Genomic DNA, 26,813 nt, shown 5'->3' on the forward strand with positions numbered 1-26,813 from the left:
GGTTTCCGCGCTCTTCTGTAGGAGCGGACACGGCCGCGACCGGGGCGTGTCGTCTCACCCGCGCGGCGAGGAAGAACGAGGCGCCGCGGTCGCGCCCATGTGCGCTCCCACAATTGCGGGGGCGCGGCGTCGAACACAACGCTTCACCCATACGCACCCATGATCCAAGGAATCCACCAATGAGCCGACCCGATACCCAGGAGGCCTGGCAGGCCCGTGCCGAGGCGCTGAGCCTGCGCGGCCAGGCCTTTGTCGACGGTCGCTTCGTCGACGCCGCCAGCGGCAAGACCTTCGACAACCTGTCGCCGATCGACGGCCGCCGGCTCTGCGCCGTGGCCGAGTGCGAGGCCGAAGACGTCGAGCGTGCAGTAACGGCGGCGCGGCGCAGCTTCGAGGCTGGGCGCTGGTCGGCGAGCGCGCCGCGGCATCGCAAGAAGGTGCTGCTCAAACTGGCCTCGCTGGTCGAGCAGCACGCCCCTGAGCTGGCCCTGCTGGAAACCCTCGACATGGGCAAGCCGGTGAGCGACGCGCTGAACGTCGACGTGGCAGCCAGCGTGCGCTGCCTGTCCTGGACCGCCGAGGCCATCGACAAGGTCTACGACGAGATCGCGCCGACCGGACAGGACGAACTGGGCCTGGTCACCCGCGAGCCGCTGGGCGTGGTCGGCGCCATCGTGCCCTGGAACTTCCCGCTGTTGATGGCGACCTGGAAGCTGGCCCCGGCGCTGGCCATGGGCAACTCGGTGGTGCTCAAGCCGAGCGAGAAGTCGCCGCTGTCCGCCCTGCGCCTGGCCGAGCTGGCGATGGAGGCCGGCCTGCCCGAGGGTGTGCTCAATGTTCTGCCCGGCTTCGGCCGCGGCGCCGGCGAGCCGCTGGCCCTGCATATGGACGTCGACGGTCTGGTGTTCACCGGCTCGACCGCGGTCGGCAAGCACCTGCTGCAGTGCGCCGGGCGCTCGAACATGAAGCGCGCCTACATGGAGTGCGGCGGCAAGAGCCCGAACCTGGTCTTTGCCGACGCGCCCGACCTGCGCGCCGCGGCCAAGGCGGCGGCCTCGGGCATCTTCTACAACCAGGGCGAGGTCTGCACCGCGGCCTCGCGCCTGCTGGTGGAGCGCTCGATCAAGGACGAGTTCGTGTCGCTCGTCGCCGAGTACGGCGCGCGCATGCAGCCGCGTCATCCGCTCGACCCCGGCGCGCCGATGGGCGCCCTGGTCGACGAGGCGCAGACCCAGCGGGTGATGGACTACATCGCCAAGGGCGAGGAGGGCGGCGCGCGTCGCGTGCTTGGCGGCTCGCGCATCGAGCCGGTAGCCGGTGGCTGCTATGTCGAACCGACCATCTTCGACGACGTGCCGCACACCGCCACCATCGCCCGCGAGGAGATCTTCGGCCCGGTGCTGGCGGTGACCGCCTTCGAGGACGAGGCCGGGGCCCTGCGCATCGCCAACGACACGCCCTATGGCCTGGCCGCCGGCCTCTGGACCCGCGACCTCTCCCGCGCCCACCGCGTTGCCCGCGCGCTGCGTGCCGGAAGCGTCTGGGTCAACTACTGGGACGGCGGCGACATGACCGCCCCCTTCGGCGGCTACAAGCAGAGCGGCAACGGCCGCGACAAGTCGCTGCACGCCTTCGACAAGTACACCGAGCTGAAGGCGACCTGGATCAATTTGGGGTGAGGGGTGGGGCTCAGGGGCTAGGATCAGGGCTCAGGGCTCAGGGTTCGGCCGCTTCGCGGCCGGCGGCACGCCGCCTGCGCCTTCGCTTCGCTCGGTCGGGGCTCGGGAGCGTTCCTTGCTCCTCCCCTTGCGGCGCGCAGCGCGGGAGTGGGTGAGGATGCATGCTTGCGAGCCGAGGGGGCGCGCGCCGTGGAACGCCCGTCGGCTGTGCCGAAGGGCTGGGCGGTTGGGAGGGGTTGGATCCGCTCCGGTCCGTCGGTTGATCGACATGTGGTGATAGCATGCCGCGTCGTTCATAGGCAGGCGGATTCGGCATGTTCAGGAGAGTTTCGCGGACCGTTTGGGCCCTGGCCTTGCTCTGCGCGGGGTGGCTGCCGGCGCGGGCGGAGCTGCTGCAGGCGGTGCCGGATTCGGCCCTGCTCGACGACCGCATCGGGGTGCCGATCATTGCGCCGCGCGGAGCCGACGCCCGGTTCGCCTTTGTCACCGGGGTCCAGCCAGTCCTGCGTCAGGTGGCGGTGGCCGTGCCGCCGGGCCCTGACAACGGCCAGCATGGGGTTTTCGAGCACGAGCTGGTCTACGCCCTGGCACCCGACAACGGTCCGACCGGCACCGAGCCTCCGTTCTTCGTGCGGCTTGTCGATGTCGGGCCGATGCCGCGAGGCACCCATCACATCCGCCTGATCGGTCAGGTCGACGGGGTCACCGTGGTCGAACGGCAGGTGCTGGGCTTCAGCGTGACCGAGCGCAGCGTCGGGCGAGAGGACCTGTCGGGCTGGTGGTACGCGCCCGAACAGGACGGCCGCGGCCTGTTCGTCAGCACCCATGAGCTGGTCGGCGATGCGTCTGGCCAGCCCGGCTATGCGTTTCTCTGGGCCACCCACGACGGAGACGGCGAGGCAGCCTGGGTGCTGATGGTCGCCGATGAAGTCGCGGCCAGCGCGGCGGGCACTGTATTCAGCGGCGAGGCCTTCTTCACCCGCGGCGCGCCGCCGGCGTCGGGAGCCGCGCAGCTGGCCGAGCAGCGCTGGGGCCGCCTCCGATTCACCTACGCGGCCTGCGGCCGGGCGACCCTGGCCTGGGAGGCCGAGGACCCGCGCATCGTCGACGGCGAGATCGAGATGGGCCAGCTGGTCATGACCCGCGGCGCACGCTCCTGCGCGCCCCGTGGCGAAGTCGTCGCCGGGCGGCGCGAGTAGCAAGACGCGCATGCGTGGGCCCGCGCATTCCGTGCAGGCGTTCCTGAACCGACGGTTTGGGCGAGAAGAAGACATTCATAGGGTGCGGCTGGCCGCACCGGGCATACCGTCCGAACGCCCGTATCGGTGCGTCCAAGACGCACCCTATGGGGTCGCTGACGCCCAACGAAGCCCGACTGTGGGAGCGTCCTTGGGCGCGACCGCGGAGATCCTCTCTGGCCGCGGTCTGAGGTGAATCCTCCGCGCCGCGGTCGTGCCCAAGGGCACTCCCACAATCTGACTGCGGCAAGGCCTGCTTGGCGGCGCAAAGCGGACCTTGCAGCACCGTTCCATGTAGGAGCCAGCTTGCTGGCGATCGTCCCGTCCGGGGCGCCTATCGCCAGCAAGCTGGCTCCTACTTTCGGGTTTTCGGAAGGTCTTCTTCGCGCCCATTCCGGGCGTCGTCCTCCCCTCGCCGACGGCGCCCGGCCGCTTGGTCAGGAACACGCAAACGCGAAGCGCGCGGTCTCCATGCCGTCCTTGAACAGGGCATCGCGGATCGACCAGATCGTGGTCGTGCCGCTGATCTCGTTGGCCACCGCGATCGCCGGGCGTCCGTCCGGGCTGTCCTCGGCGGGAATGAAGACGATCCCTTCGGGCCCGAAGTCACCGGCGCCGGCAAAGCTGGCCGGATCGGCAATATCCACCGGCGCGCTGAAGTCGCGGTTGTTCTCGTAGGCCACGGCGAAGGCGTTGGCCGGGTCGGTCACGTCGTAGACCGCCACGCCGCCGATGCGCTCAAGGCCAACGAACACATAGGTGCGCTGTTCCAGCGAGGTACCGGCGGCTATCGCTTCGGGCTCGGGGCCCTTGTTGTCCGAGCGCGAGTCGGCGCTGCCGTTTTCCTCATTGTCGCTGTTGAAGTCTCCCGGCAGCAGGGAGCCGGTCATGCATTCCAGCTCATCGCCGCTGTCGAACACCTGGTTGCCGCTGGCATCGAAGAGGCTGAAGGAGCGGGTGCCCAGCACCTGCAGGCGGTCGAGATCGCCGTCGCCATCAAGGTCGCCATCGATGTGCGAGGCATTGAGCCGGCCCAGCGCCGCATTGGCCTTGAGCGCGGCGGCGTTCGGGAAGGCGATCGGATCCAGCACGATGCTGCTGCTGCCGATGCGCGACACCTCGCCGCGGTCGTCGCCCTCGCCGGCGCTGGCGAAGAAGGCCATGCCCGCGGAGGCCCCGGTGGCCGGCGAGAAGGCGGCGATGGAGTCCGGCATGTGCATGCCGAACACCGGCCAGTTGTCGAGACGGAAGGCGGGGCCGCCGCCCGTGCCATCGCGATCGGAGGGGTCGAGACGGTTGCCGTGGGCGGCGTGGTTCTTCAGCGGGATCGGGATGATCGGGTTCGATGCGCTCAGCGCGCGGGTATTGAGATCGATCACCGCGAAGGCGTTGGCCTCCTGCAGGGTCACGAAGGCCACGCTCTTGTCGGGGGCAATGGCGATGTACTCGGGCTCGAGGTCGCGACTCGCCGGGCGCGGCGGATTGCCGGGGCCTACCGGCTCGGTGAGTGTCTCGCCCATGATGCGCACACCCTGCGCGCGCAGGGCCAACTCCTGGCCGTCCAGCGACTCGAAGCCGATCTGGGTGGTGGTCGCCAACGCGAGGCCCTGGCTGAGATCGATGAGAGTGACCGAGCCCGGCGGATCATCGGCCACATCGAGGTCGCCGACCTCGCCTTCGTTGGCCGCCATCAGCAGGGTGCCGTCGCTGCTGAACACCACGTTGTCAGGCAGGACGCCAGCAGGAAAGACGCGCCGGAACGCGCCGGTGGCGGCATCGAACACCACCACGGAGCCGGGCGTCACCGCATCGAAGCCGGCCACCGCGACGGCGAGCAGGCCGTTGGCCACCGCCACGCTCTGCAGGCTCGGGCCATAGGGCGTGATATCGATGCTGCGCACCAGGATCGGTGTGTCGAGGTCGCTCACATCCAGCACATCGACGCGGTTCTGCGCGCCATGGGTGACGAACAGCTGCTGGCTGCCGGCGTCATAGGCGACGATTTCCGCCGCGGCCTCGCCGCCGCCGGAGAAGCTCCCACGCTGCACCAGATCGAACGAGCCACCGGGGCGCGACTGGGTCACCTGCGGCGTGCTGGCCTGTCCGGTGGTGACGGCCAGCGTGGCCAGGGCGGAGAGCAGGGCGGCGGTGAGCAGGCGGGTGCGCGGCATCGTGGGGCTCCGTTTCGTGAAGCCCGCAGTTAAACGGCTGGATATGGCAGGCAGGTGACAGCGCCATGGACCGCAGTGTCTCCGTGACATCTGGTCTGCGGTTCCAAGTCTGTCTGCGACGCGCAAGGGGCGTGGACCATCCCGCATCATCGCCTACACTGCGGCTGGCGAGCCGCATCCGGCTCGAGGGGGAAGTTCATGCTTCGATGCCGGTCCGCCGCGCTTGGCCTGTTGGCCCTTGTACTGACACTCGCTGCCGGCAATGCCTGGTCGCAGTGGATCCATCGCTACGCCAAGCTGTCGGACTTCGGGCATCACATCTATCTCGAGCAGCACGAGCTGCCCTTCGTTGCCCACGGTCCGATCGATCCGGCGGCCTCGCCCCTGGGCGGTGAACTGGCCCTCGCGGCCCAGGGCTGGATCTGGATCCTGGATCTCGAATCGGGAGTGGCGCGACGGATCACGTCGGGCGCCGCGGTGGACAGCCGCCCTCGCTGGTCGCCCGATGGCCAGCGTCTCGCCTTCATCCGGGACGATGGCGCCGATACGGCGATCGTGGTGAGGGATCTCGCCAGCGGCAGCGAGTCGGTGGTCAATACGCCGGCGATCGAGCTCGACCCCGAGTTCTCCGCCGACGGCGTGCATCTCTACTACAGCTCCGGGCGTGGCGAGGTGCTCAGCCTGTGGCGCCGGCACCTTGCCGCGGGCACAGACGAGCGCCTGACCGACCTGCCGCAGGTCGAGCGCAATGCGCGGCGGCTGCCCGATGGCAGCGGCCTGCTGTATCTGCACGGTGACGGTCCGACCCGCGCGCTGCGGCTGCGCGATTTCCTGACCGGCACCGACCTGCCCGTGCGGGTGAACAGCCTGACCTATCACCTGACCGCCGACGTGCATCCGTCCGAGCGGGTCATCGTGTTCAGCTCGCCGACCGACAACGACTATCACCTCTACACCATGGACCTCGACCGCCCCGGGCCGGCGGCGCGCCTCACCGACGGCACGGGCTATGCGCTGACCCCGGCGTTCAGCGCCGATGGCAGCCGGATCTACTACGTCGAGCCCGATGCCCGGCAGCAGTTCCAGCTGAAGCAGATCCCGACCTTCGGCGGCACGCCGCAGCCCGTGGAGATCCGCCGTTGGGACCATGGCGTCGAGCTGGGCACCCTGGTGGTCGAGACGCGCGACGTCGGGGGCGAGCTGCAGCCCGCACGCCTGGCCATCCGCGAGGCCGGCGGACATCCGGTTGCCACGTCGCACGGGCCCACCTTTTTCGACTCGCAGACCGGTCGGCACTATTTCTACAGCCCCGGAAGGGTTGAACTGCAGGTGCCGGTCGGCGGGTACGAGATCATCGCCGCCCGCGGCCCCATGACCCTGACGGCCAGCGCGCAGGCGCGCGTGTCGGTCAAGTCCCCGGCCCAGGCATCGCTGGTCCTGCGCACGCTGTGGTCGGCCACGGAGGCGGGCTATGTGTCGGTGGATCAGCATGTTCACCTCAATGGCGACGGCCAACACCGCGCGACGCACGAGGACATGCTGAGGCTGCTGGCAGGCGAGGATCTCGACCAGATCAATCCGATGTCCTGGAACCGCTGGGAGCGCGGCATCGACATCCCGCTGATCGGCAAGCAGTCGGAGCGCGATGGGCACGTGGTCGACCAGTCGCAGGAGGTGCGTTCGCACTTTCACGGCCATGTCGGGCTGGCGCGCACCGACGAGGTCTACCGGCCGTGGTTCTGGGGCCCGACCAATCCGCGCTTCGGCAGCGTGGACCAGAGCAATGGCAGCGCCATCGCCTTCGCCGAACGGCAAGGCGGCTTTGCGACCTATGTCCATCCGCTGACCGGTGACGGCGACCCGTTCATCGATCCGGCGACCAGCGGCATCCCGCTCGAACTCGTGGCCGATGGCGTGCTGACCGAGCGCCTGGGACTCGAGATTGTCTGCGCCTGGACCAGCCCGCTCGGCAACTCCGAGCTCTGGTATCGCTTCCTCAACATCGGGCGTCCGATGGCGGCGATGTCCGGGACGGATGCCTGGGCCGATTTCCACCGCACGCCGGCGATGGGCACCGCCCGCACCTACGTGCGCCGGCCGGCCGCGGGGGAGGGCTACGACGCCGTGCTGGACGCCTCCATCGCCGGCCGCAGTTTCGTCACCACGGGCCCGGCCCTCGAATTCGAACTGGGCGACGGCGCGCAGCCCGGCGACGTGGTGGCCGCCGGCGAGCAGCGCTGGCGGGCGAAGCTGGCCAGTGCGACGGCGGTCGACCGCTTCGAGATCGTGGTAAACGGCGAGGTCGTGCACACCGCGGCGGGCGTTGAAGCGGGCAAGACCCGCACGCTGGAAGGCAGCGTGCGTCTGCCGGCCGGGGGCTGGGTGGCGGCGCGCGTCTATGCCAGCGAGGTGGTCGATGACCCCTGGCCGTCGATGGCCAAGCGGCCCTTCGCACACAGTTCCCCCATCTGGATCGGCGAGGTCGGGAGCGTGGACCCCAGCGCACGCGCACGCGCCTCCGCCGACCTGCTGCGCGCCCTCGACGCCGCCGGGGCGCGCTACAAGGCGGCCTATGGCGATACGCCGATGCCGACCATGCAAACGCGGTTCGATGCGGCCCGGGCGAAGCTTGCCGAGCTGGCCACGGTCCCCGGGGCGGACCGCTAGGCCGACTCCCGGTCCGCGCGGAGGACCCCGTCCTCCGCGCCGGCGGGTCAGCGAGGCTCAGTAGACGTCGCAGGTCTCGATGTTCTGCGTGGGCTGGTAGGTCAGGCCGGGCTTGCTGAGGGCATCCACGCAGACCTTGAAGGCGGCGGTGCTGTTCTTGACGGTGGTGCTCAGGTGGGCGATCCCGCTGGCGTCGGTGGCGCCGCTGACGACCTCGTTATGGGATCCGCTGAAGCTGGCGGTGAGGCTGGCGCCGCTGACCGGCGCGCCCAGTTCGTCGCGCACCGTGATCGCCGCCACCGCCCGCTTGTTGGGTCCGCCGCCGCTGACCGAGGGGGTGATGGCGCTGATATGGGCACTGCTGCTGCCCCCGCCGCTGACTGCCGAGCCACCAAGCACGGTATGGCCGTTGTCGATCACCCGGATGTAGTCGATGCGGTACTCGGCGGGGAACGGGGCGGTGATCTCGTTTGCGCGATACAGGCCGGTGAAACTGCCGCCGACCGCCATGTTGAGCAGGAGGAAGTGCGGCTGGTGGAACTCCTCGCAGTCGGTACAGGCGCTCGGCCGGATGTCCATCGTCCAGATCCACTGGCCGTCGATGTAGGTGGACAGGCTGTCCGGCGTCCACTCGAGCCGGTAGACGTGGAACCCGCCATTCAGGTCGGTCGGCATGTCCCGATGCAGGCCATAGCCGGCGTAGCCGTTGTTGTGCTCCCAGTGGGCGGTGGACTGAACACGCCGGTTGGTGAGCCCGGCGGCGATGGCCGCGGCCGAGCCCATCTCCAGAACGTCGATCTCGCCGCAGTCCGGCCAGCCGACCTGGGAAAAGTTGTTGCCGAGCGTCCAGAAGGCCGGCCACAGGCCGTCCCGCAGGTTAGGGACCTGGATCCGCGCCTCGATCGTGGCGTACTTGAAGGTCAGTTTGTCCTGGGTCTTGATGCGCGCCGAGGTAAAGCTGCGCCGGCCGCCGCGGCTGACCGTCTCGCGGGCGGTGATGATCAGCTGCCCGCCCTCGACACGCGCGTTCTCGGGGGCGTCGGTATAGGTCTGCAGCTCGCTGTTGCCCCATCCGCCGGCGCCAAGATCGTGGGTCCAGATGACCGGGTCGGGTGCCGAGCCGGTGTTGAACTCCTCGCTCCACAGCACCTGGCCGAAGACGCTGCCGGACAGCATCGCCAGCGCCGGCCCCAGCGCTGTCGCGCGCCACCCCGCCGCGCGCCGCGGAGCGCCCGATCGATCAGTGTTCCCGTTCATGCATGCCCCTCCCAGAGCCTGGATGCGTCGACCCGGAGCCGGCCCCTCCGGACTCCGATGACAGCGCTGTCACCCTGCGATATGGCCGACCCGCTGTCAAGGCCGCATGGCGGGCTACGAGTCGGAGGGCGCTACGTCAAGACCATCGATTCACATCGCTCCATGCACATGGATCGACTCGGTCTCCACGATGTTGCATCGCTGGTCCTCTACGCAGTCCGTGTCGGTTTGGTCGACGCGCATGAGCTGGCAGGCCAGCATTGAGCAGCGCCGCCCCCCTCTGATGCCGCTTGGCGGCGCGGATTTCGCTCGGCCGGGAGCGCCGGTTCGCTTCGGGGTGCTGGCGAGGTTGATATCGAAACGACCTCGAACACTCGTGGATTGTCGGGGCATGCTGCGCCGGGCACGCTGATCCACTCGGCGCCGAATTCGGTGCAGCAGGAGGCTGCAATGCTGCAGTGGCTATCGGACTATCTTCATTAGTCGGGGTTTGTTCCCCACGGCGTCTGCCTGCTGTGGCGGCCAGAGTTGCTGTGGACGCACATGATTGCCGATGGAGTGATTGCGCTCGCCTATTTCCTGATTCCGGCTCGGCTGGCGACGCTGATGGCGAGACGTCCCGATTTCGGCTGTCGCGGCACCCTCTGGCTGTTCATCGCCTTCATATAGCTTTGCGGTGCCACCGATGTGGTCGGACTGGTTGCCGTGTGGGAGCCGGTCTACGGCATCGAGGCCGTGATCAAGACGCTTACCGCCGTGGTGTCGATCGCCACCGCCGTCTGGCTGATTCCTCTGGTTCCGCGTTTGATCGAATTGCCGAGTCCTGCGCAGCTGCGCGAGCGCAAGCAAGCATTGGCCAGCGCAGTGGCCGACTGCGATGCGCTGCTCGAGGAGTTGCGGGGCCACCGGGATTGGAGGGGGTAGCACAGTTCGAGTATGGCGAGTAGCTCAACCTTGGTAGAAGCCGGGGCCATTGCGCTTCTGCACAGGGTTATTCCGTCATGGCTTGGCGTTCGGCCCGCCAGTGAGCCGCCTGCCCGGCCTGGCGCGGCGTGGGTTGCAGCCGGTTCCACTCCGTGTAGAGCGCCTCGAGTGCGAGCAGGTTGTCGGCCGTCGAGCGCGGTGACTCCGCGGCCAGGGGCTCGAGAATCTGCCTGGCCTTGAGCAGGGCTGCCTCGGCAGCGCTGAAACGACCTGCAGCCAGGTCGGCGCGCGCGGTCTCGGTCAGCCATTGGCCGATGCGGGTAGCGTCGAGCTCGGCGAAGTGATCCCGGAGGGCGTCCTCCAAGGGGCCGAGCAGGGCTTGCGCTTCCGCGCTGCGCCCGGCGTCGTTCAGCGCACGGGAATAGTTCAATGCCGCGACCAGGGCGTCCGGGTCAGCGGCTCCGTGCAGCGCCCGGCGTCGCTCCCACGCTTCCTGCAGATACGCGATGGCTGGCCCCAGCTGGTCCAGCTCATGGTGCAGGCCGCCGACGTCGCCGATCAGGCTCAGGGTGCTCGGGTGCGCGTTGCCGTAGAGGCTGCGGCTGATCCGGAGTGCCTGCGCGGCCAGGGGCAGGGCAACCGCCGGCCGGCCACGGTCGTGTTCGATGATGGCCAGGTTGGACAAGGTGTTCAGCGTGGCAGGATGCTGGCTGCCGAGTATCCGCTTCTGGTTCTCCAGCGTGCTGGACAGCATGCGCACCGCCTCCTCGTCCTTGCCGCGCTCATGCAGCAGGATGGCCAGGTTGTTGAGCGAGGTCAGCGTGTCAGGATGCTGCTCGCCGAGCAGGCGGCGTTCGTTCTCGAGCTGTTTGCGGAACATCGTTTCGGCCTCATCCAACTGCCCCATGTCCTGCAAGACGCCGGCCAGATTGCCAAGCAGGGCCAGCACGTTGGGGTCCTCGTCGTCGAATCGCTCCCGGTAGTCTTGGAGCGCCTGACGCAAACGCTGCTCGGCCTCTTCCAGCTGTCCGTCGGCCTGCAGCAGGAGTGCCAGGTCGTTCAGGGACTGCAGGGTGTCTGGATCGCTGGGGCCCAGGTGCTCGTGGCGCAGGGCGTGGGCGCGGCGGATCAGCCGCTCGGCTTCCCCATGCTGGCCGCGCTCTTGGAGCACGCTGCCGAGGTCGGCGAGGACAGAGAGCGTTTCCCGGTCGTGCTCGCCAAGCAGGCGGCGGAATCCGGCCAGGACGCTGCGCAGCGTGCGCTCGGCAGTGGCCAGTCGACCGGTTTGGAATTGCAGGCGCCCAAGATCAGCGCGTGCGCTGAGGGTTTCGGAGTGGTCCTCGCCGAGGGCTTCGCGACGGGCGGTCAGCGCGTCGCGGACCAGCTCCAGCGAGGTTTCCTGTTGTCCAAAGGCGGCGTAGCGTTCGGCCAGGGTCAGCAGCAGGTCGGCCTTGAGCGCCGGGCGTCCGCCGAAGCGCTCCTCGCTGGCGGCCACGGCTGGCTGCAGGATGGTGCTGTCGATCAGCCGGCGTGCGCGGTCGGTGGCATTGATCGACTGCCAGGCCTCCTCGAAGGCCGCCAACGCGGCGGCACGCTGTTCCGGGCTGTGCGGCATGCTGTCCTGCAGCGTCTCGGCATAGGCGGTGAGCACGTCCTGGCTGAGCTGGCCGCCAGCCGAAGCGGGGTCGATGCGACTGAATATTTCCTGGTCGAAGGCGACCATCTCGGCAAGCTGAGCGGCGCGTTCGCCAGCAATCCGTGCCTGCCAGGCGATTCCGGCCACACCGCCCGTCAGGGCGAGCAGCAGCAACGCCGCCGCGCCGACTGCAATGGCGTGCCGACGCATGAACTTGCGCAGCCGGTAGCCCGCGCTCGGGGGGGCGGCCAGGACTGGTCGCCCCGCGAGAAAGCGGCGGATATCGGCGGCGAACTCGCTGGCGGTCTCGTAGCGGCGCGTACGGTCCTTGTCGATCGCCTTCATCACGATCCAGTCGAGCTCCCCGCGCAACAGGCGGCGCAGCTGATCCGGGGCCAGACGACCGTGGCCGGAGATCCCTGCAAGGGAGTCGTGGTCGCCGCTCAGCCGGTTACTCGGGCTCAGCGGCTCGACCTCGCTGATGATCCGCTGGATCTCGAAGACGTTTGCATCGCGCAGGGTTTCGACATCCAGGGGCGTGTTGTAGGTGAGGAGCTCATAGAGCATCACGCCGAGCGCGTAGATGTCGGAGCGGGTATCGATGTCGCGCGAGCCGGCAGCCTGCTCCGGACTCATGTAGGCCGGAGTGCCGATCAGCATCCCGATCGCGGTCTGCGCGCCATCGGCAGCGCTGCGCGCTCCCAGCGCCTTGGCGATGCCGAAGTCGATGACCTTGGCGAACGGCCGGCCGTCCTGCAGGCTCACCAGCACGTTGTTGGGCTTGAGGTCGCGATGGATGATGCCCTTGCCGTGGGCATGCTGGATCGCCTCGCAGACCTGCACGAACAGACTCAGGCGCGCATGCACGTCGAGCCGCTGCTGGTCGCAGAACTCGGTGATCGCGCTGCCTTCGACCAGCTCCATGACCAGGAACGGCCGGCCGTCCTCACTGCTGCCCGCGTCGAGCACGCGAGCAATGTGCGGATGATCCATCAGGGCGAGGGTCTGTCGCTCGGCCTCGAAGCGCTGCACGAACTCATGCGCGCCCATGCCGCGTTTGATCAGCTTGAGCGCCACGCGCCGCTGGATCGGCTTGCTCTGCTCGGCCTCGAAGACCACGCCAAAGCCCCCTTCGCCGAGGACGCTGAGCAGCAGGTAGCCGCCAACGCTGCTGCCGGGAAGGTCCTGGAAGCGTGACGGTTCCGGGATCTTGTCGCTGACCTGGGTGATGTCCTGCATGCGGTCTGGCCTAGGTGGACACGGCGCCTGCCCGAGGGAGCGGATCGACGCCGCCATGGATCGAGGGAGACTCTGAACAAGTCCAGCGCCTCGCGCCGGAGGTTGTGCAGCCGGCCAGCAAGGCCCGCGCCGCAGGGCGTGGTGGTGCCACGGCCAGGACACGCAACGCAGCTGGATGGCTGCACAATCCCGGCCCGAAGAGTTGCCACGGTGTGCGCCCGCAACTGCGTTGGCCGCCTTGAACGTGGCACCACCACGTCCTACGGCGTCCGCCCTGGTGCGAACCCACATCGTAGCAACGCGGGGCACTGGACGTGTTCAGAGGCTCCCTAGTGTCCTGTCCCGGGAATACATCGCAGAACTCGCTCGGTCTGCGCCGCCGATTCTGCGTTGTTCGGCCGCTGCGCAGCAGCGCGGGCTTTGCCCGCTACGCCTTCGCTGCGCTCGGTCGGCGTCGCCATAGCGCTGCTATGCCTCCTTCTCGCGCCTTGCCTCGACGACGCATCCGCGTCGCGACTTCAACAACGTACTTCCGGGACAGGACACTAGGCTAGCCCGGATGGCCAGCGGGCTGCACCAACCGATGAGCCTTCGGTGCGGGCGGCAGGCTGCGGACGCCATCAGTCCGCGGCGTAGCCGGTCAGCTCAAGATAGCCCTCGCCGCTGAGCGGTGCGCCGCGGGTCTGGCCGGTCGCCTCCACGCTGCCCTCCCAGTAGCGAACCTGTGTGTTCAGTTCCTGGTCGTCCATGCGGGCGCGCAGGCTGAGGTCGATGGCGTGGGCGGGCAGGGTGATGCGCCAGTCGAGGGGATAGCGGGCGCCGCTGTGCGGGCTGGTCCACCAGCGCTCGGGCTGCATGTCGGCGTCGCCGTCGCCGAGCTTGGTGAGCGTGCCGTCTGCCTCGATCAGGCTGCCGCGCACGCCGGCATTGCCGCCCTGGCCGTCGTGCAGGCGGAAGAGCATCAGGGCGCGGCCGTCGTCGAGCTGCAGGGAGAGCCAGTCCCAGCCGCGCTGGCCGCCCTTGAGCAGACCCGGGCTCCATTCGTGGTCGAACCAGCCGCGGCCCGCGACCGTGACCGGCGCCGCGCCGGGGTACCGCAGCGTGCCGCGCGCGGTGAGCCAGGGCTGGCTGTAGTAGAAGCTGGCATTGCCGGCGCCGGATTTCTCGCTGTAGCCGTCCATGCCGTGCAGCACGGGCGGGCCCTCGGCCACCACCTCCAGCTGCAGCGAGAGGCCGTCCAGGTCGCAGTCGATGCGTCGCTGCATGGGCGGCTCGGGGCGGGTGGCCTCGAGCCGGCAGGTTTCCACCCACACCGCCAGCGGTGAATCCCGCACGCCGGCCAGCCCGACGACGGGACGGGACAGGCGTTCGCGGTAGGCAAAGCGTCCACCGCCGAGGTCGCTGATGGCGACATGGGCCATGAACAGATGCCGCGCGTCCCAGCCTTCGAGATCCGGCGCATGGGGCTCCAGGGCCAGTCGGAACAGGGCCAGCTGGGCGCCCCACCGATGTCCGTCGGCGTCGCGCAGGTTGAAGGTGGCGTACCACCACTCCACGCGCTGCTCGGGGTGGGCGCCGAAGTCGCGCGGGAACTGCGGTACGTAGTCGGGATCAAGCGGCGGAAAGGCGCTGCCCTCGGCGCCCAGCCACTGCGCCAGCGGCGCTTCCGGCGGCGGGCCCGGATCGCAGCCAGCCAGCAACAGGCACAGCAGGGTGGCGATCAGTCGGAGCATCAGCCTGGCCCACGCAGCAGGTTGGGCAGGGGCACGCGGGCGATGCGCCGCGCAGGCCACCACGCCGCGAGCAGGGCGCAGGCAGCGGCCAGCGCCGCGGTGCCCAGCAGCGGCCCCGGGCCGATGCGCAGCCGCATGCTCCAGCCGAAGGCGCGCTGCTGGATGACTTCGGTCAGCAGGGCCGCCAGGAGCGCGCCGAGCGGCAGGGCGAAGAGCGCTGCGAGCAGGCCCAGCAGCAGGCCCTGTCCCAGCTGCAGGCGGGTCAGGGCCGATGGCGGATAGCCGAGGCAGCGCAGCAGGGCCAGCTCGCGCTGGCGCTCCAGCTGCAGGGCGGACAATGCGCCGAATACCGCCACCGCGGCGATCAGGCCGGCCAGCGCGCGCAGCACGTCGGTGACGGCGAAGGTGCGCGCGAAGACCTCGAGGCTGCGCTCGCGGATCTCGCTGGCGCGGCTCGCCCGCACGCCCGGTGTCCGCGCCAGCAGGCCGGGCAGGGCGGCGTCGAGAGCGGGCAGCGCCTCCGGCTCGGCGAAGAGCGCTGCGCCACTGATCGAGGGGTCGTCGAACAGCGCGGCGTAGTGCGTCCGGTGGATGGCCAGCGTGCCCTGCGGCGAGGCGTAGTCGCGGTAGACCGCCGCCACCGGCAGGTCGTGTGGCCCATTGCCGGTGGGCAGGCGCAGCACATCCCCGGGCGCGAGGTCGAGGCGGCGCGCCAGCGGCTCGCTGATCAGCGCCTCGCCGCGCTGGAACCGTGGGTAAAGGTCGTCGCTGTCGCCCGCAAGGAATTCGAATCCGGCAAAGCCGCGCGGAGGCAGGTCATAGGCCACCAGCCAGACCGGGCCACTGTCGAGGGTCAGCTGGCGACGCAGGGTGGTGGCCACCGCGGCCACGCCGTCGACGCGGGCGAGGCGCTCCGGGAGGCCCTGGGGCAGCCGCTCGCCCTCGGCCGGGCTGAGGTAGACGTCGGCGGTGAGGCTATGGTCGATCCAGCGCATCACGCTGCCGCGAAAGCTGTCGATCATCGCGCTCATGCCGACCAGGGTGGCCATGGCGAGGGTCAGTGCCGCAAGCGCCGTGCCGGTGCGCGACAGGCCACCCTGCACGCTGGCCAGCAGCAGTTCCACGCGCACCGGCGCATGCTGCCCGAGCAGGCGGCGCAGGGCGGCGACGAGGGCGGCGGCGAGCGGAGGCAGGAGGCCCAGCAGGGCGATCAGCAGGCCGAACAGCGCGGCGAAGGCCACCAGAAGATGTTCGGGTCCGAGGGCGAGCAGGGCCAGCGAGCCTGCGGCCAGGACCAGGGCGGGCCAGCGCCGGGCACGCTGCGTGTCGGCGGCCCTCGCCTCCAACGTGGCGTCCCGCATCCCTTCCAGCGGCTCCACCGACAGCGCCTCACGCAGCGGTCGCCAGGCGGCGGCCAGGGCGCCGCCCAGGCCAAGCAGCAGGGCCTTGCCCGCGGTCAGCGCGTCAAGCCGCGCGGCCACCGATCCGACGTCGAAGAACAGGGCGTCATAGCTGCGCGCGATGCCCTGCTGCAGAGGCAGGGCCAGCAGCATTCCGAGCAGCAGGCCGATCAGCGCGGCGGCGAGGCCGATCAGCGCAGCCTCGACCAGCAGCCAGCGGGCGAGCGCGGGTCGCGCCACGCCCAGCGCGCGCAGCCGGGCGATCAGCGGCCGCCGGCGCAGGCCGAGGAATCCCAGCGACTGGAACACCAGAAAGACGCCGACCAGCAGGGCAAGCAGGGACAGGGCCTGCAGGTTGATCTCGAAGGCGCGGCTCATGCCGAGCACCTTGCCGTCGGCCTCGGCGCTGGCCACCAGCGCCGTGCCGGGCGGCAGTCGCGTGATCAGTGGATCGACCTGTTCGGGGTCGAGGCGCAGGTCGATGCGGCTGAGCAGGCCCTCGGCATCGAGCAGCGTCTGCGCCAGTCCGATATCCGCGAGCGCGGTCTCCGGACTGCCGGCATCGCCCAGCACGGCGACCACCTCGAGCGGCGGCTGCGTTGCCGGCAGGTCCAGACTCTGGCCTGCGTCGAGTCCGAGGCGTCGGGCCAGCGGCAGGCTGAGCGCAATGCCGCGCGGCGCGAGCAGGTTGGGGGCGTCGCTGCTGCCCTGCTGGCGGAGCAGGTCGGGACGCAGCTGCCACTCGGCCAGCGGGTCGATGCCGAGCACGGCCAGCGGCCCCGCCGCGGTCCTCACCCGACCTTCGAGCACCGGCGCGGCGCGCAGGCCGTCCAGCCGCAGTTCGGCGTAAAGCCTTTGGTCCAGCCTTCCGCTCACGGCCACGACCCGGTGCGAGACGTCGCCGGACAGGCTTCGCCGGGCCTCGCTGAAAGCCTCGCGCGCGCTGCCGATGGAGATGTCGATGGCCACCACCACGGCAATCGACAGGGCGAGGCCGCCCAGCATCAGCAGCGCCTGCAGGGGCTGCTGGCGATGGATGCCGGCCAGGGCGCGGAGCAGCAGCATCAGGCGTCAACCAGCTGGCCGCGTTCAAGGCGCAGCAGACGGTCCGCGCGGCCCATCACCTCCTGGGCATGCGTGGCCATCACCAGGCTCGCGCCGCGCTCGCGGCAGGCGCGCTGCAGCAGGTCGAGCACGCCCTGTGCGTTGTCGGCATCAAGCGCCGCCGTGGGCTCGTCGGCCAGGACCAGGGCCGGCTCGTGGACCAGGGCCCGGCCGATCGCCACGCGCTGCTGTTCGCCTCCCGACAGGGCGGAGACTTCGCGGGCGGACAGCGCTGCAAGGCCCAGGGCGTCGAGCATGGCCTGCGCCCGGCGACGCGACTCGGCGGCGGCCACCCCATTGAGTTCCAGCGGCAGTCGCAGGTTGTCCAGCACGCCCAGCGTCGGCACCAGATTGCCGGACTGGAACACCAGGCCGATGTGCTTCCGGCGCAGGGCGCAGCGCGCGTTCTCGTCGAGCGTGGCGATGTCGACGCCATCCAGAATGATCCTTCCGGCGTCAGGGCGGTCGATGCCGGCCAGGAGGTGGAGCAGGGTGGATTTCCCGCTGCCCGAGCGGCCGACCACGGCGACAAACTCGCCGGGTCCGACGCCGAAGCTGAGGTCGACCAGGACCGCCTGCCCGCCCCAGCCCTTGTGCAGTGATTCGACTTCCAGTCCCACGCCGCGCCGCTCCCGAGTATCGTCGTGCATCGATACCACGCCGGGCGTGAAACGGGGGCTGGGAGCGGCCGCCGCCAGTGTCTGCCATGGCGCTGTCATCTTGCCCCTGCAGCATCCGCCGGATGCGCCTGCTCATGCTGTCCGACGTGTACTTTCCGCGGGTCAACGGGGTGTCGACCTCGATCCGCACCTTTGCCGACTGGCTTGTTCGGCGCGGGCACGAAGTGGCGCTGGTGGCGCCCGACTACGGGCCCGGCAGCGGACAGGAGGTAGTGGACGCCGCGGCCGGCTTCCGCATCATCAGGGTGCCCGCACGGGTCATTCCATTCGATCCGGAGGATCGCTTCATGCGACGCCGCCCGGTCGACCGGCTGGTGGCCGAGCTGGGCACCGAGGGCTGGGATGCGGTGCACTGCCACACGCCCTTCCGCGCCCATCGTCTGGCGGTCGGCCTGCGCCGACGGCATCGGCTGCGCGTGGTCGAGAGCTACCACACCTATTTCGAGGAGTACGTCGCCCACTACCTGCCGTTAGCGCCGGCAGGCCTGCTGCGCTGGTTTGCCCGCTACGCCTCAAGGCGCCTGTGCGCCGAGGTCGACCATCTGATCGTGCCGAGCCGGCAGATGGTTTCGGTCCTTCGCCGCTACGGCATCGACATGCCGCACAGCGTACTGCCCACCGGCATCGAGCTGTCCGAGTTCCGCAGCGGCGATGGAGCGGCCTTCCGGGCCCGGCACGGCATCCCGGCGGACGCTCCGGTCATGGTCACGGTCAGCCGGCTCGCGGTGGAGAAGAACATCGGCTTTCTGCTCGAGGTGGCGCGCCGGGTGCGCGAGCGTTTTCCCGATCTGCGCTTCCTGATCGCCGGCGAGGGGCCGGACGGACCTCGCCTGAGGCGGCGGGCCAGCGAGCTCGGTCTCGACGGCTGCGTGCATTTCTTCGGGAATCTCGAGCGGCGCACGAGCCTGCTTGACGCCTATCGGGCCGGCGATGCCTTCGTCTTCGCCTCGCCTACCGAAACCCAGGGGCTGGTGCTGATCGAGGCCATGGCGCTGGGCGTTCCGATTGTCTCCACCGCGGTGATGGGCACCGCGACGGTACTGGAGGGTGCCGGCAGTGCACTCGTGGCGGAGGCCAACGTCGATGATTTCAGCGCCAAGCTGGCTACGCTTCTGGCAGATCCGGCCCTGCGCGGCCGGCTGTCCGCGGCGGGCGCGGCGGACGCCGAGCGCTGGGGCAGCGACCGGCTGATGGGTGAGGCCGAGGCCCTGTACCGCGAGCTGGTTGCGCGCGGACCGTACCCGCTTCAGGTGGCACGGGTGTAGCCTGCCGGCACGCCGCGTTCACTGCGGCCGACGTATCCCTTGCATCCTTCTGTTTGCGCGAGGAGCCCGTGGCGCGACTCGACCGCCTGCTTGCCGTGCTGATCACCCTGGTCCCGACCGTGGCCCTGGCGTCGGGGGAGTGGTGGCGATTCGAGATCGACGGTGAATCGCGCCGGGCGCTGGTACATCCGCCGCGCAGCCTGGCGGAGGAGCCGCCCACCCTGGTCGTGGTCTATCACGGCCGCGGCGACGACGCGGCGGCGTTTGCCCGCGCCGTGGCGCTGCACGAGGACTGGCCCGAAGCACTGGTCATCTATCCCCGGGGCGAGGTGCACGCAGGCAGGCCGGTGCGTGGCTGGCAGTACCGCGCCGGACAGTACGCCGACCGCGACCTGAAGCTCACCGATGCATTGCTGGCCCGTGCCGCGGAGCGCTATGGCAGCAGGTCGGAGGACAGCCTGGCCGCGGGATTCTCCAACGGCGGGCACTTCGTCTTCCTGCTGATGGCGGAACGGCCCGAGGCCTTCGCGGCGCATGCGGTGATCGGCTCCGTGCGCCCCGAGTTCGCGCTTGAGCGGGCGCCGCGGCCGCTGCTTTATCTGTTCGGTCGTAGCGAGCCGCGCCGCTATCAGGACGACTGGCGGGCCACGGTCGAGGCGCTCTCCCGCCACCAGCGGGGCGCGGGCGGCCTGTTCGACTGGTCCGGCTGCTGCAAGCGACAGGCGCCGGCGGCCGGGGGCGCCGAGTTCATCTTCGGGCTGTATCCGGCCGGCCATATCTGGCCCGAAGAGGGAAACGCCTGGCTCAGGGCATTCGCCGGCCGGGTGCTGGCGCCGGCGGCCGCGACCGGCTCAGGCGAGGCTGTCCAGCAGCATGGCGAAGGCCAGCATTGAGATCGCGGTCACCCAGACCAGGCGCGCGCCGCGCTTCGGGATCGGAAAGCCGGAAGCGGTCCGCTGCCCTGCACGGGCTGCTCGTTCCAGGGTGCGGGCAAGCCGCGTTTCCTCGCGGTGCTCGCTTTCGATGTCGGCGCGGGCCTGTCCGGTGATGCGCTGGTAGTCCTCCGCCGGGAGCTCCATCGCCCGTCGCAGCGCGGCGGCCAGCGCTTCGACATCGCCGGCTGGCACGACCATCGCGTTCTCGCCGTCGCGCAGGTAGAGGCGGGTCGACACCGAGTCGGTGGCGACCACCAGCGTGCCCAGCGAAAGGGCGTTGAGCAGGGTCTGGTCGGCCGAACAGCGGTTCAGCCCCGGGGTCAGGGCCATGGCGAAGACCCGCGCATCGGCAACGGCCTGCCAGTAACCCTGCATGCTCCAGTCTTCGACGATGCGGATGCCCGGGTAGTCTGCCGCGAGCTGCCGGGCGGACTCGCTCTGCGGGCTGCGCGGCAGTCCCACGTCGAGCGTCAGGCCAGCGCGGCGCACGGCTTCGAACAGCGTCGCGTAGTCGCGGTAGGAGAAGCCCCCCGAGACCACGTCCCGACCGCCCTTGCGGCCGATTTCCAGGCGGTAGCCGGTCAGCGAGGTCGACCAGGGAACGGGGTGCACCTTGTCGCGGGGGATGCCGAACTCGCGGTGGTAGACCTCGATCTCCTCCGCCGAGTGCGGCTGCACCTCGTGCAGCACCGGCTCACCCAGTTCGAGAAGCCAGCGCTGCAGCCGGCCGCGCCAGCCGCCATGGGCCTGCCAGTGCGCGTCGACCACGATATGCGGGGCGCGGATCCAGGGCGCCAGCCCGGCCAGGGCGAGGTAGACCAGGTCCACGCGCTCGCCCCCATTGAGCAGGACCACATCGGCACGCCGCGCATGCCAGAGCAGGCGGGGAACCAGGACCGGGTCGGTGATGCCGGTCCAGCGCCAGAGGAACGACAACACCCGGCGCTTCGCCGGCAGCGTGCGGACTGCGGCGTTCCAGTCGGTAGAGCGGTGGAAGGGCAGGGTGGATAGGATCGCAAGGCCGGCGCAGCGGCGTCGGGCCTGCTGGAGTTCGGGGCTGGCCGGCTGGCCGGGCTCAGCGCGGTCGGCGGTCTCGGTCACTTCCTGAAATCCGTAGGGCGAGCGTGAAGGGCCGCTCATGTTTCCCAAACCAACGTGAAGACCAGGTCGGCCCGGCCCGGCCCGGCTCCCGCTCAGGGCCGCGGGCTCATCCGGTGCTCGCCGCCCTGTCGCTCGACCCGGTACACGACCTCGCTGCCGTCCTTGCGGGTGACCGTGCAATCGAGGTGCCCGCCGTCGCGGGCGACGCGGCCGGGGCACTGCACGGTGCTCTCGGGTCGGCCCGACTGCACCTCGTGGCGGGCGACCATCCAGGGCACGTCGAGGATGCTGAAGCGGTAGTCCAGCGGTTCATAGTCGAAGGCCGTGCCGACCCGGGTGACCAGGACGGCGATGCGCTGGCCGTCGCCATACTCGGCGGCCGCGACCTCGGCGTCCCCGGCTCGCTGCAGGCGTTCGAGGTCGACGTTCAGGGCATTGATCGGCGCGCCGATCAGTGGGGTAAGGGCCTCGGTCGCCTGCTCCTGCAGCATGGCGGCGGCCAGCCGGGTGCCATCCTCGGGGACGATCAGGTAACCACTGACCCCGGTGTTGCCACCCTCACGGCGCAGCTGGATGCGTGCCAGCAGGGGGCCCCGTTCGCTGTCGAGCCGGTACTCGAGGGCATAGGTGCCGGGCCCGGGCTGGGAGAACAGCATGGCGCGGCGGGCCTCGATCCGGCCGCTGCCCTCGCGCAGCGCGCCGAGCGCTGCGGCCAGGTCAGCCTCGCTCTGGCTTTCGGCCAGCCGCGGATGACGCGCCGCGGCGGTGGCCGGCCAGTCGGCCGTAGCGAAGCCTTCGAGGAATCGGTCAGCCGCCTCGGTGAGCGGGGCCAGCACCGTGGGCGGTACCTGCTCCAGCGGCTGCCACTGGCTGACCATGCTCTCGCCGCTGTCCTGGTCGCGCCACAGGCGGTAGGTGAAACGGTCACCCTCCTCGTCCGTGGCATGGCAGCTGAACTCGACAAGACCAGGCTGCTCGATGTCCTGCGGCAGGTCGCAGTCGAACCGGCTGAAGGCGAGGCCGGTCTGCTCGCGGAACGGGGTCTCCAGCGCCTCGCGCACCGTGTCGACCGCCGGGTTGCCGGGCGGCGCGGCCTGGGCGATTGCAGCGGAGGTGGAGAGCGTGCAGAGGGCGGCGAATAGCAGGCGCATCGTGGCTGACCGTGTGGCTCAGGGGCGAGTATAGGCAGCCCGCGCGCAGCCGGTGCCTTCGGCCGGCAGGCGGGACAGCCAGCCGATCAGCGGCGAGCGCGCGGCAAGTTCGGGTTCGCGGCGCGCGGCATCCGAGCGCTGCCCCAAGGCCGCCGCAGCCAGAACCTCCAGTTCCATCGCCTGGCTGCGCAGCAGCGGCGAGATCAGATTGGGATCGGCTTCCAGCAGCTCACCCGCCCACCGGCGCAGGGCGGGCGGATCGCGGCGAGCGGCGGCATCGAGCATGGACAGGGCCAGCGCGGCCTCGGCCGGGCGCAGATCGGCATCGTCAGGGTCGAGCCAGTCCGGGCCGATCAGGGCGCCCTGCAGGGTCGATGGGGGCAGCGGTCCGAGCGCGGCGCCGGCTACCACCGCCAGCTCGTAGGTCCATAGCGGCAGGCTGGCGCGGTCCAGGCGTCGGCTCAGCGCCAGCAGCGACTCAAGCGAGGCGGCATAGGCCGGCAGCTCGCGCAGCAGGGCGGGGGAGGCGGCGCCGCCGCGCAGGCCCGCGGCCAGCTCGGCAGCCAGCCAGTGGCGCTGACGCTGGGCGCTGCCGAGCCCGTCCCATCGCCATGCCGGTAGCGCCTGCGGCGGCCGGCAGCCGAGCAGGTCGAGTACCGGAAGGCCGTGGCCGATCAGGCTCTGCAGCAGCTCCGAGCTGCGCCCGGCAAAGCGGGCGCGGGGTGCTTCAAGCGCCACCCGCGGCAGGAAGTCGCTGTGCGCTGGCTGCGCCTGCCAGGCGACGAAGGCGCGCAGCAGTCGCGCGTCGCCGATGCGGTGGAACAGTAGGTTTCGGGGCGTATCGAGCCCGACGCGCGACAGTTGGGCGACCAGGGCCGGCTCGCCCCAGGCCGCGGGCAGGACCGCGGGCAGCGGGCCGGTCGGCGCCAGCAGGATCAGGTCACCGTCGCCGGCGGCGTAGGCCTCGACCTCGGAGAAGACCTCGAGCAGGGCCGCGAGCATGCTTGCCAGCAGGGCATCGTCGAGTTCGTAGGTCTGCATCCACTGCACCAGCAGTCCGCCCTCGGCGAGACGGCCGCGCAGCAGGCGGTAGAACTCGACGGTGAACAGGCTGGCGACGCCGCTGACCCAGGGGTTGGACGGTTCGGAGATGATCACGTCGTAGCGCAGCGGGCTCCCGGCGAACACCGTGCGCGCATCGTCGATGTGCAGGATCGAGCGCGGGTCGAGGTAGGCGCGCTGCACCCGTTCGCCGAACGCGCGGGCCTGGCGCGCCATCGCCGCCTCGATCTCGATGCTGGTCAGACGCTCCACGCGCTGGCTGGCCAGCAGCGCGTGAGTCGACAGCCCCGAGCCCCAGCCGATCATCGCCACCTCGCGCGGCGCGGGATGCAGGGCCAGCGGCAGGGCGGCCAGCATCAGCATGGTCGCCTCGTCGCCGGTGGGTGGCGAGCGCAGCGAGGTGATCGAGGCATCCGGCTTGCCGTTGCTGAGGATGCTGAGGCCCTCGCCGCGCTGGACCACGCTGATCGTCGCGGTCTTGCCATCCTCCATCGACAGCACCCGAGCCCCGCTCAGGCTGGCCTCGCCGGTGCGGTAAACCGCCGAGGCCTGGGCCAGAGGATCGATACGACCGAAGAGGACGGCCAGGGCCAGGCAGGGCGCCACGAGCAGGGTCGCCTTGAACAGGGCGTTGCGTCGCTGGGCGAGGAGCGCAAGACCCAGCGCGATATCGCCCAGGGCGCCGAGCAGGAGGGCGCCGCGCAGGCCCAGCAGGGGAATCAGCAGGTGGACGGTGGCCAGCACGCCGACGATGGCGCCGAGGGTGTTGGCCGCGTAGATCCGGCCGAGCGCGGGCTCGCCGCCGCCTTCGCGGCGTAGCGCCAGGGTGAACAGCGGCAGGGTAGTGCCGGCGAACAGCGCAGCGGGCAGCATGATGACGATGGCGACCAGGGCGCTGCCCAGCAGGTACAGCGCATAGCCGGCGTCGTTGCGCGCCAGCGACTGCATCAGCCAGCCGACCCAGTCGAAGCTGCGCGCCAGCAGGGGCAGGGAGAGCAGGGCGGCGGCCCCCATCGCCACCTGCATCGCACCCGCCCAGCGCCGCGCGTCGCCGATACGGGCGGCCAGTCCGCGCACCGCCGCACCACCCAGGGCAAGGCCGAGGATGAAAGCGCAGAGCATCAGCTCGAAGCTGTGCAGGGTGGTGCCGAGGGCCTGGTTGAGCAGGCGCACCCAGACGATCTCGTAGACGAAGCTGCAGGCGCTGGAGGCCGCGGCGATCGCCAGCAGGCGACGGGCCACCGGCGCGTTACCGGCGCTGGGCGGCGAGGGCAGCGTCGGTTCGGGGTGGCGGCGGGCCAGCATGAGTGCGCCCAGCGCCACCAGCAGGTTCAGCGCGCCGGCCACCGCCACCGCCCCGGGCAGGCCGATGCGCGGCAGCAGCAGGAAGGTGGCGACCAGGGCGCCGAGCGCGGCGCCGAAACTGTTGGCGAAGTACAGCCCGCCCAGCACCCGAGCCTCTTCTCCGCCGCTGTGGCCGCGGCGCAGCCAGTCGCCGGCGAGCAGTGGAAAGGTCGCGCCGAGCAGCACGCACTGCGGCAGGATCAGCAGGGCGCCGGCGATCCACTGCAGGGCCGGCCCCAGCCCCAGCGGCCCCGCGGCTGGAAGCAGGATCGTCTGCGAGAGTTCGCTCCAGCCGAGGAAGAGGGGATGGAAGAGCAGACCGGCCAGACCCACCAGGGCCTCCACCGCCGCGTAGGCGAGCAGCAGCCGGCGTCGCCCCGGCGACCAGCGCGAGGCCCAGTGGGCGCCCAGCGCCATGCCGCCCATGAAGATCGCCAGCACCAGGGTCTGCGCATAGGCCGCATGGCCCAGCTGCAGGCCGAGGTAGTGGGTCCAGATCGATTGGTAGACCAGCGCCGCCAGCCCCGAAACTGCAAACAGGGCGAACACGGCGGCGGTGGGCAGGCGGGTCGTGGCGGAGCGGGAGGCGATGGGCGGGCTCGCGGGAGAAAAACGCGATTGTGCCGGCTCGGGCGGGGATGAGTACGCGCGAAGGGCGGATTCGGGCGCGAAGTTTGCATTCGCCACGGTTCATCAAATGGGCCGATATTCTGTGGGAGTGCCCTTGGGCGCGACCGCGGAGTTCCGCTCTGGCCGCGGTCTGTGGTGAATCCGTAGCGCTGCGGTCGCGCCCAAGGGCACTCCCACAATTTGACTGCGGTAAGGGCTGCTTCGCGGCACAAACCGGACCTGGCAGCACCGCTGCTGTAGGAGCCAGCTTGCTGGCGATCGTCCCATCCGGGGCGCCTATCGCCAGCAAGCTGGCTCCTACAGCGGGACCGGGGCGAATGCGAACTTCGCGCCCAAAGCAGACTTTGCCTCAGTTGAACTATGGGAGTGCCCTTGGGCTCGACCGCGGCGCGGCGGATTCACCACAGACCGCGGCCACAGCGGATTTCCGCGGTCGCGCCCAAGGGCGCTCCTGCAGTCGGGCTTCGTTGGGCTTCAGCGAAGCCCCGTGGGGTGCGTCTTGGACGCACCGATACGGGCGTTCGGACGCTACGCCCGGTGCGGCCAGCCGCACCCTATGAATGTCTGCCTTGCGCCCTGAACACCCCACCCGACGGGCGACGTCGGGTGGGGCTGGATCTGCCCTGCGGGTCAGCTGCGCTCAGCTGCCGCGCTCGATCTCCACCTCGACCTCGGGTTCCTCGTCCTCGTGGCCGTGGCCGTGATGGTGGTCGTCATCGAAATGGATCGAGTGCTTCCAGTGCTTGGCGATCTCCTTGCCGTACCAGCGGCCGTCGACCAGGACCAGGTCGTGGTCGGCCCAGACCGGGGCGCCGAAGAGCCGCACCGAGCTGCGCACCCTGGCGGTCTCGCCGTCGATCTCCAGCACCTCGACCTGGAAGCTGTCGGCGATGGCGTCGAGGTCGAGGCCGTACAGGCGGGCGGCCTGCTTGCCGGCGGCGAGCACGCTGCGACCGCGGTCGAGCAGGGCTTCGATCGGCATGTTGCGGATCTGCTCGAGGTCGGTGACGCCGGTCTTTCGCACGCCCTCGGCCAGCAGTTCCAGCGCCTGGCGCAGGGTGGCCTCGTCGAGGAAGTTGGTCGCGGAGATCCAGCTCTGCACGCCGGGGATGGCGCTGCGCAGGGCCTCGCGCTGGCTTTCGGTCAGGTCGCTGTCGGGCGACTCGACGGCCATCGACATGGCGCCGAAGGCCATCAGCTGGGCACCGGGCCACTGGGCGCGGGCCTCGGCCATCTTCGGGCTGATGTCGTCCATGATCCGGTCGATGGCTCCGGGGCCGGTCAGTTCGGCGAGCTTCTCGGCGAACTCCTCGCGGTCGTGCTCGGAGATCGGCTTCTGCCGCTGGTACTCGTAGGCGATGCGGAGCTCTTCCCAGCGCGAGGGCGGGACGAGGGACTGGGCGAGGGCTGTGACGTCGCCGCGACGGAACTGGCGGACCGTCTCGCCGAGCTGGGCGGCCGGGTCGGGCACCGAGTAGGCGGCCTGGGTGGCGCGCGCCGCCGGGGTCTCGGCGGCGAAGGCCTGCAGCGGCGCCGAAGCGCTTGCAGCGACCAGCAGGCTGGCCGCCAGAACTCTGATTTTCATGAACTTGCGAGT

General features: G+C 70.3%; 15 protein-coding genes and 1 pseudogene. 6 read left to right on the plus strand and 10 right to left on the minus strand.

Going from position 1 to position 26,813, the window contains the following annotated elements; genetic code table 11:
- Positions 1-179: 179 nt before the first annotated feature.
- Both M0G41_RS08565 and M0G41_RS08570 read left to right on the plus strand, forming a co-directional pair.
- Positions 180-1,679, plus strand: a complete 1,500-nt coding sequence (locus tag M0G41_RS08565; protein ID WP_248207867.1) for an aldehyde dehydrogenase — start codon at positions 180-182, stop codon at positions 1,677-1,679.
- A gap of 314 nt (positions 1,680-1,993) precedes the next feature.
- On the plus strand, positions 1,994-2,878 hold the full coding sequence (locus M0G41_RS08570) for a hypothetical protein (protein WP_248207869.1): 885 nt from the start codon (positions 1,994-1,996) through the stop codon (positions 2,876-2,878).
- Between the two features lie 476 nt (positions 2,879-3,354).
- Here the strand turns inward: M0G41_RS08570 and M0G41_RS08575 are convergent, their stop codons facing one another.
- Positions 3,355-5,088 carry a choice-of-anchor I family protein gene (locus M0G41_RS08575; protein ID WP_248207871.1) on the minus strand — a complete coding sequence of 578 codons (1,734 nt, stop codon included), beginning with the start codon at positions 5,086-5,088 and terminating at the stop codon, positions 3,355-3,357.
- Between the two features lie 231 nt (positions 5,089-5,319).
- On the opposite strand from M0G41_RS08575, the gene M0G41_RS08580 reads away from it, so the two are divergent.
- Complete coding sequence (locus M0G41_RS08580) at positions 5,320-7,755, plus strand: CehA/McbA family metallohydrolase (RefSeq protein WP_248207886.1); 2,436 nt, start codon at positions 5,320-5,322, stop codon at positions 7,753-7,755.
- Between the two features lie 57 nt (positions 7,756-7,812).
- Here the strand turns inward: M0G41_RS08580 and M0G41_RS08585 are convergent, their stop codons facing one another.
- Complete coding sequence (locus M0G41_RS08585; RefSeq protein WP_248207888.1) at positions 7,813-9,012, minus strand: family 16 glycosylhydrolase; 1,200 nt, start codon at positions 9,010-9,012, stop codon at positions 7,813-7,815.
- 528 nt (positions 9,013-9,540) lie between these two features.
- Here M0G41_RS08585 and M0G41_RS18970 point away from each other — a divergent pair.
- A pseudogene (locus M0G41_RS18970) lies at positions 9,541-9,936 on the plus strand (hypothetical protein).
- A gap of 67 nt (positions 9,937-10,003) precedes the next feature.
- Here the strand turns inward: M0G41_RS18970 and M0G41_RS08595 are convergent.
- From M0G41_RS08595 to M0G41_RS08610, 4 genes are all read right to left on the minus strand, one after another.
- Positions 10,004-12,811 (minus strand): serine/threonine-protein kinase, encoded by a 2,808-nt coding sequence (locus M0G41_RS08595; RefSeq protein WP_248207909.1) that lies wholly within the window; start codon positions 12,809-12,811, stop codon positions 10,004-10,006.
- A 620-nt stretch (positions 12,812-13,431) separates the two neighbouring features.
- A complete protein-coding gene (locus M0G41_RS08600; protein ID WP_248207912.1) occupies positions 13,432-14,544 on the minus strand; it encodes a lipocalin-like domain-containing protein in 1,113 nt (370 codons plus the stop codon).
- Complete coding sequence (locus tag M0G41_RS08605; protein ID WP_248207914.1) at positions 14,544-17,009, minus strand: ABC transporter permease; 2,466 nt, start codon at positions 17,007-17,009, stop codon at positions 14,544-14,546. Before M0G41_RS08605 ends, M0G41_RS08600 begins: the two co-directional genes overlap by 1 nt.
- The gene (locus M0G41_RS08610; protein WP_248207917.1) at positions 17,009-17,698 is read right to left on the minus strand and encodes an ABC transporter ATP-binding protein; all 690 of its coding nucleotides are present in this window, start codon (positions 17,696-17,698) and stop codon (positions 17,009-17,011) included. Before M0G41_RS08610 ends, M0G41_RS08605 begins: the two co-directional genes overlap by 1 nt.
- A 92-nt stretch (positions 17,699-17,790) precedes the next feature.
- Here M0G41_RS08610 and M0G41_RS08615 point away from each other — a divergent pair, with 92 nt between their 5' ends.
- Together M0G41_RS08615 and M0G41_RS08620 are read left to right on the plus strand one after the other, a co-directional pair.
- Positions 17,791-18,993: a glycosyltransferase gene (locus tag M0G41_RS08615; protein ID WP_248207919.1), complete on the plus strand. Its 1,203-nt coding sequence runs from the start codon at positions 17,791-17,793 to the stop codon at positions 18,991-18,993.
- 68 nt (positions 18,994-19,061) lie between these two features.
- A complete protein-coding gene (locus M0G41_RS08620) occupies positions 19,062-19,886 on the plus strand; it encodes an alpha/beta hydrolase-fold protein (protein ID WP_248207925.1) in 825 nt (274 codons plus the stop codon).
- Here M0G41_RS08620 and M0G41_RS08625 read toward each other — a convergent pair.
- From M0G41_RS08625 to M0G41_RS08640, 4 genes are all read right to left on the minus strand, one after another.
- Positions 19,845-21,068, minus strand: coding sequence for a glycosyltransferase (locus M0G41_RS08625; protein ID WP_248207927.1), 1,224 nt, complete (start codon positions 21,066-21,068; stop codon positions 19,845-19,847). The genes M0G41_RS08620 and M0G41_RS08625 overlap by 42 nt on opposite strands.
- A 53-nt stretch (positions 21,069-21,121) precedes the next feature.
- Complete coding sequence (locus M0G41_RS08630; protein WP_248207929.1) at positions 21,122-22,180, minus strand: hypothetical protein; 1,059 nt, start codon at positions 22,178-22,180, stop codon at positions 21,122-21,124.
- 18 nt (positions 22,181-22,198) lie between these two features.
- A complete protein-coding gene (locus M0G41_RS08635; protein ID WP_248207932.1) occupies positions 22,199-25,135 on the minus strand; it encodes a fused MFS/spermidine synthase in 2,937 nt (978 codons plus the stop codon).
- 721 nt (positions 25,136-25,856) lie between these two features.
- Positions 25,857-26,801 carry a hypothetical protein gene (locus M0G41_RS08640; RefSeq protein WP_248207935.1) on the minus strand — a complete coding sequence of 315 codons (945 nt, stop codon included), beginning with the start codon at positions 26,799-26,801 and terminating at the stop codon, positions 25,857-25,859.
- Positions 26,802-26,813: the final 12 nt, after the last annotated feature.

The organism is Pseudomarimonas salicorniae, from assembly GCF_023156535.1.
GTDB classification, from domain to species: Bacteria; Pseudomonadota; Gammaproteobacteria; order Xanthomonadales; family Xanthomonadaceae; genus Pseudomarimonas; species Pseudomarimonas salicorniae.

Excerpts from the sequence above, each read along its gene's own strand:
- M0G41_RS08565 (WP_248207867.1), top strand. The coding sequence starts at position 180 with ATGAGCCGACCCGATACCCAGGAGGCCTGGCAGGCCCGTGCCGAGGCG.
- M0G41_RS08570 (WP_248207869.1), top strand. The coding sequence starts at position 1,994 with ATGTTCAGGAGAGTTTCGCGGACCGTTTGGGCCCTGGCCTTGCTCTGC.
- M0G41_RS08575 (WP_248207871.1), bottom strand. The coding sequence starts at position 5,088 with ATGCCGCGCACCCGCCTGCTCACCGCCGCCCTGCTCTCCGCCCTGGCC.
- M0G41_RS08585 (WP_248207888.1), bottom strand. The coding sequence starts at position 9,012 with ATGAACGGGAACACTGATCGATCGGGCGCTCCGCGGCGCGCGGCGGGG.
- M0G41_RS08595 (WP_248207909.1), bottom strand. The coding sequence starts at position 12,811 with ATGCAGGACATCACCCAGGTCAGCGACAAGATCCCGGAACCGTCACGC.
- M0G41_RS08600 (WP_248207912.1), bottom strand. The coding sequence starts at position 14,544 with ATGCTCCGACTGATCGCCACCCTGCTGTGCCTGTTGCTGGCTGGCTGC.
- M0G41_RS08605 (WP_248207914.1), bottom strand. The coding sequence starts at position 17,009 with ATGCTGCTGCTCCGCGCCCTGGCCGGCATCCATCGCCAGCAGCCCCTG.
- M0G41_RS08610 (WP_248207917.1), bottom strand. The coding sequence starts at position 17,698 with ATGCACGACGATACTCGGGAGCGGCGCGGCGTGGGACTGGAAGTCGAA.
- M0G41_RS08615 (WP_248207919.1), top strand. The coding sequence starts at position 17,791 with ATGCGCCTGCTCATGCTGTCCGACGTGTACTTTCCGCGGGTCAACGGG.
- M0G41_RS08625 (WP_248207927.1), bottom strand. The coding sequence starts at position 21,068 with ATGAGCGGCCCTTCACGCTCGCCCTACGGATTTCAGGAAGTGACCGAG.
- M0G41_RS08630 (WP_248207929.1), bottom strand. The coding sequence starts at position 22,180 with ATGCGCCTGCTATTCGCCGCCCTCTGCACGCTCTCCACCTCCGCTGCA.
- M0G41_RS08640 (WP_248207935.1), bottom strand. The coding sequence starts at position 26,801 with ATGAAAATCAGAGTTCTGGCGGCCAGCCTGCTGGTCGCTGCAAGCGCT.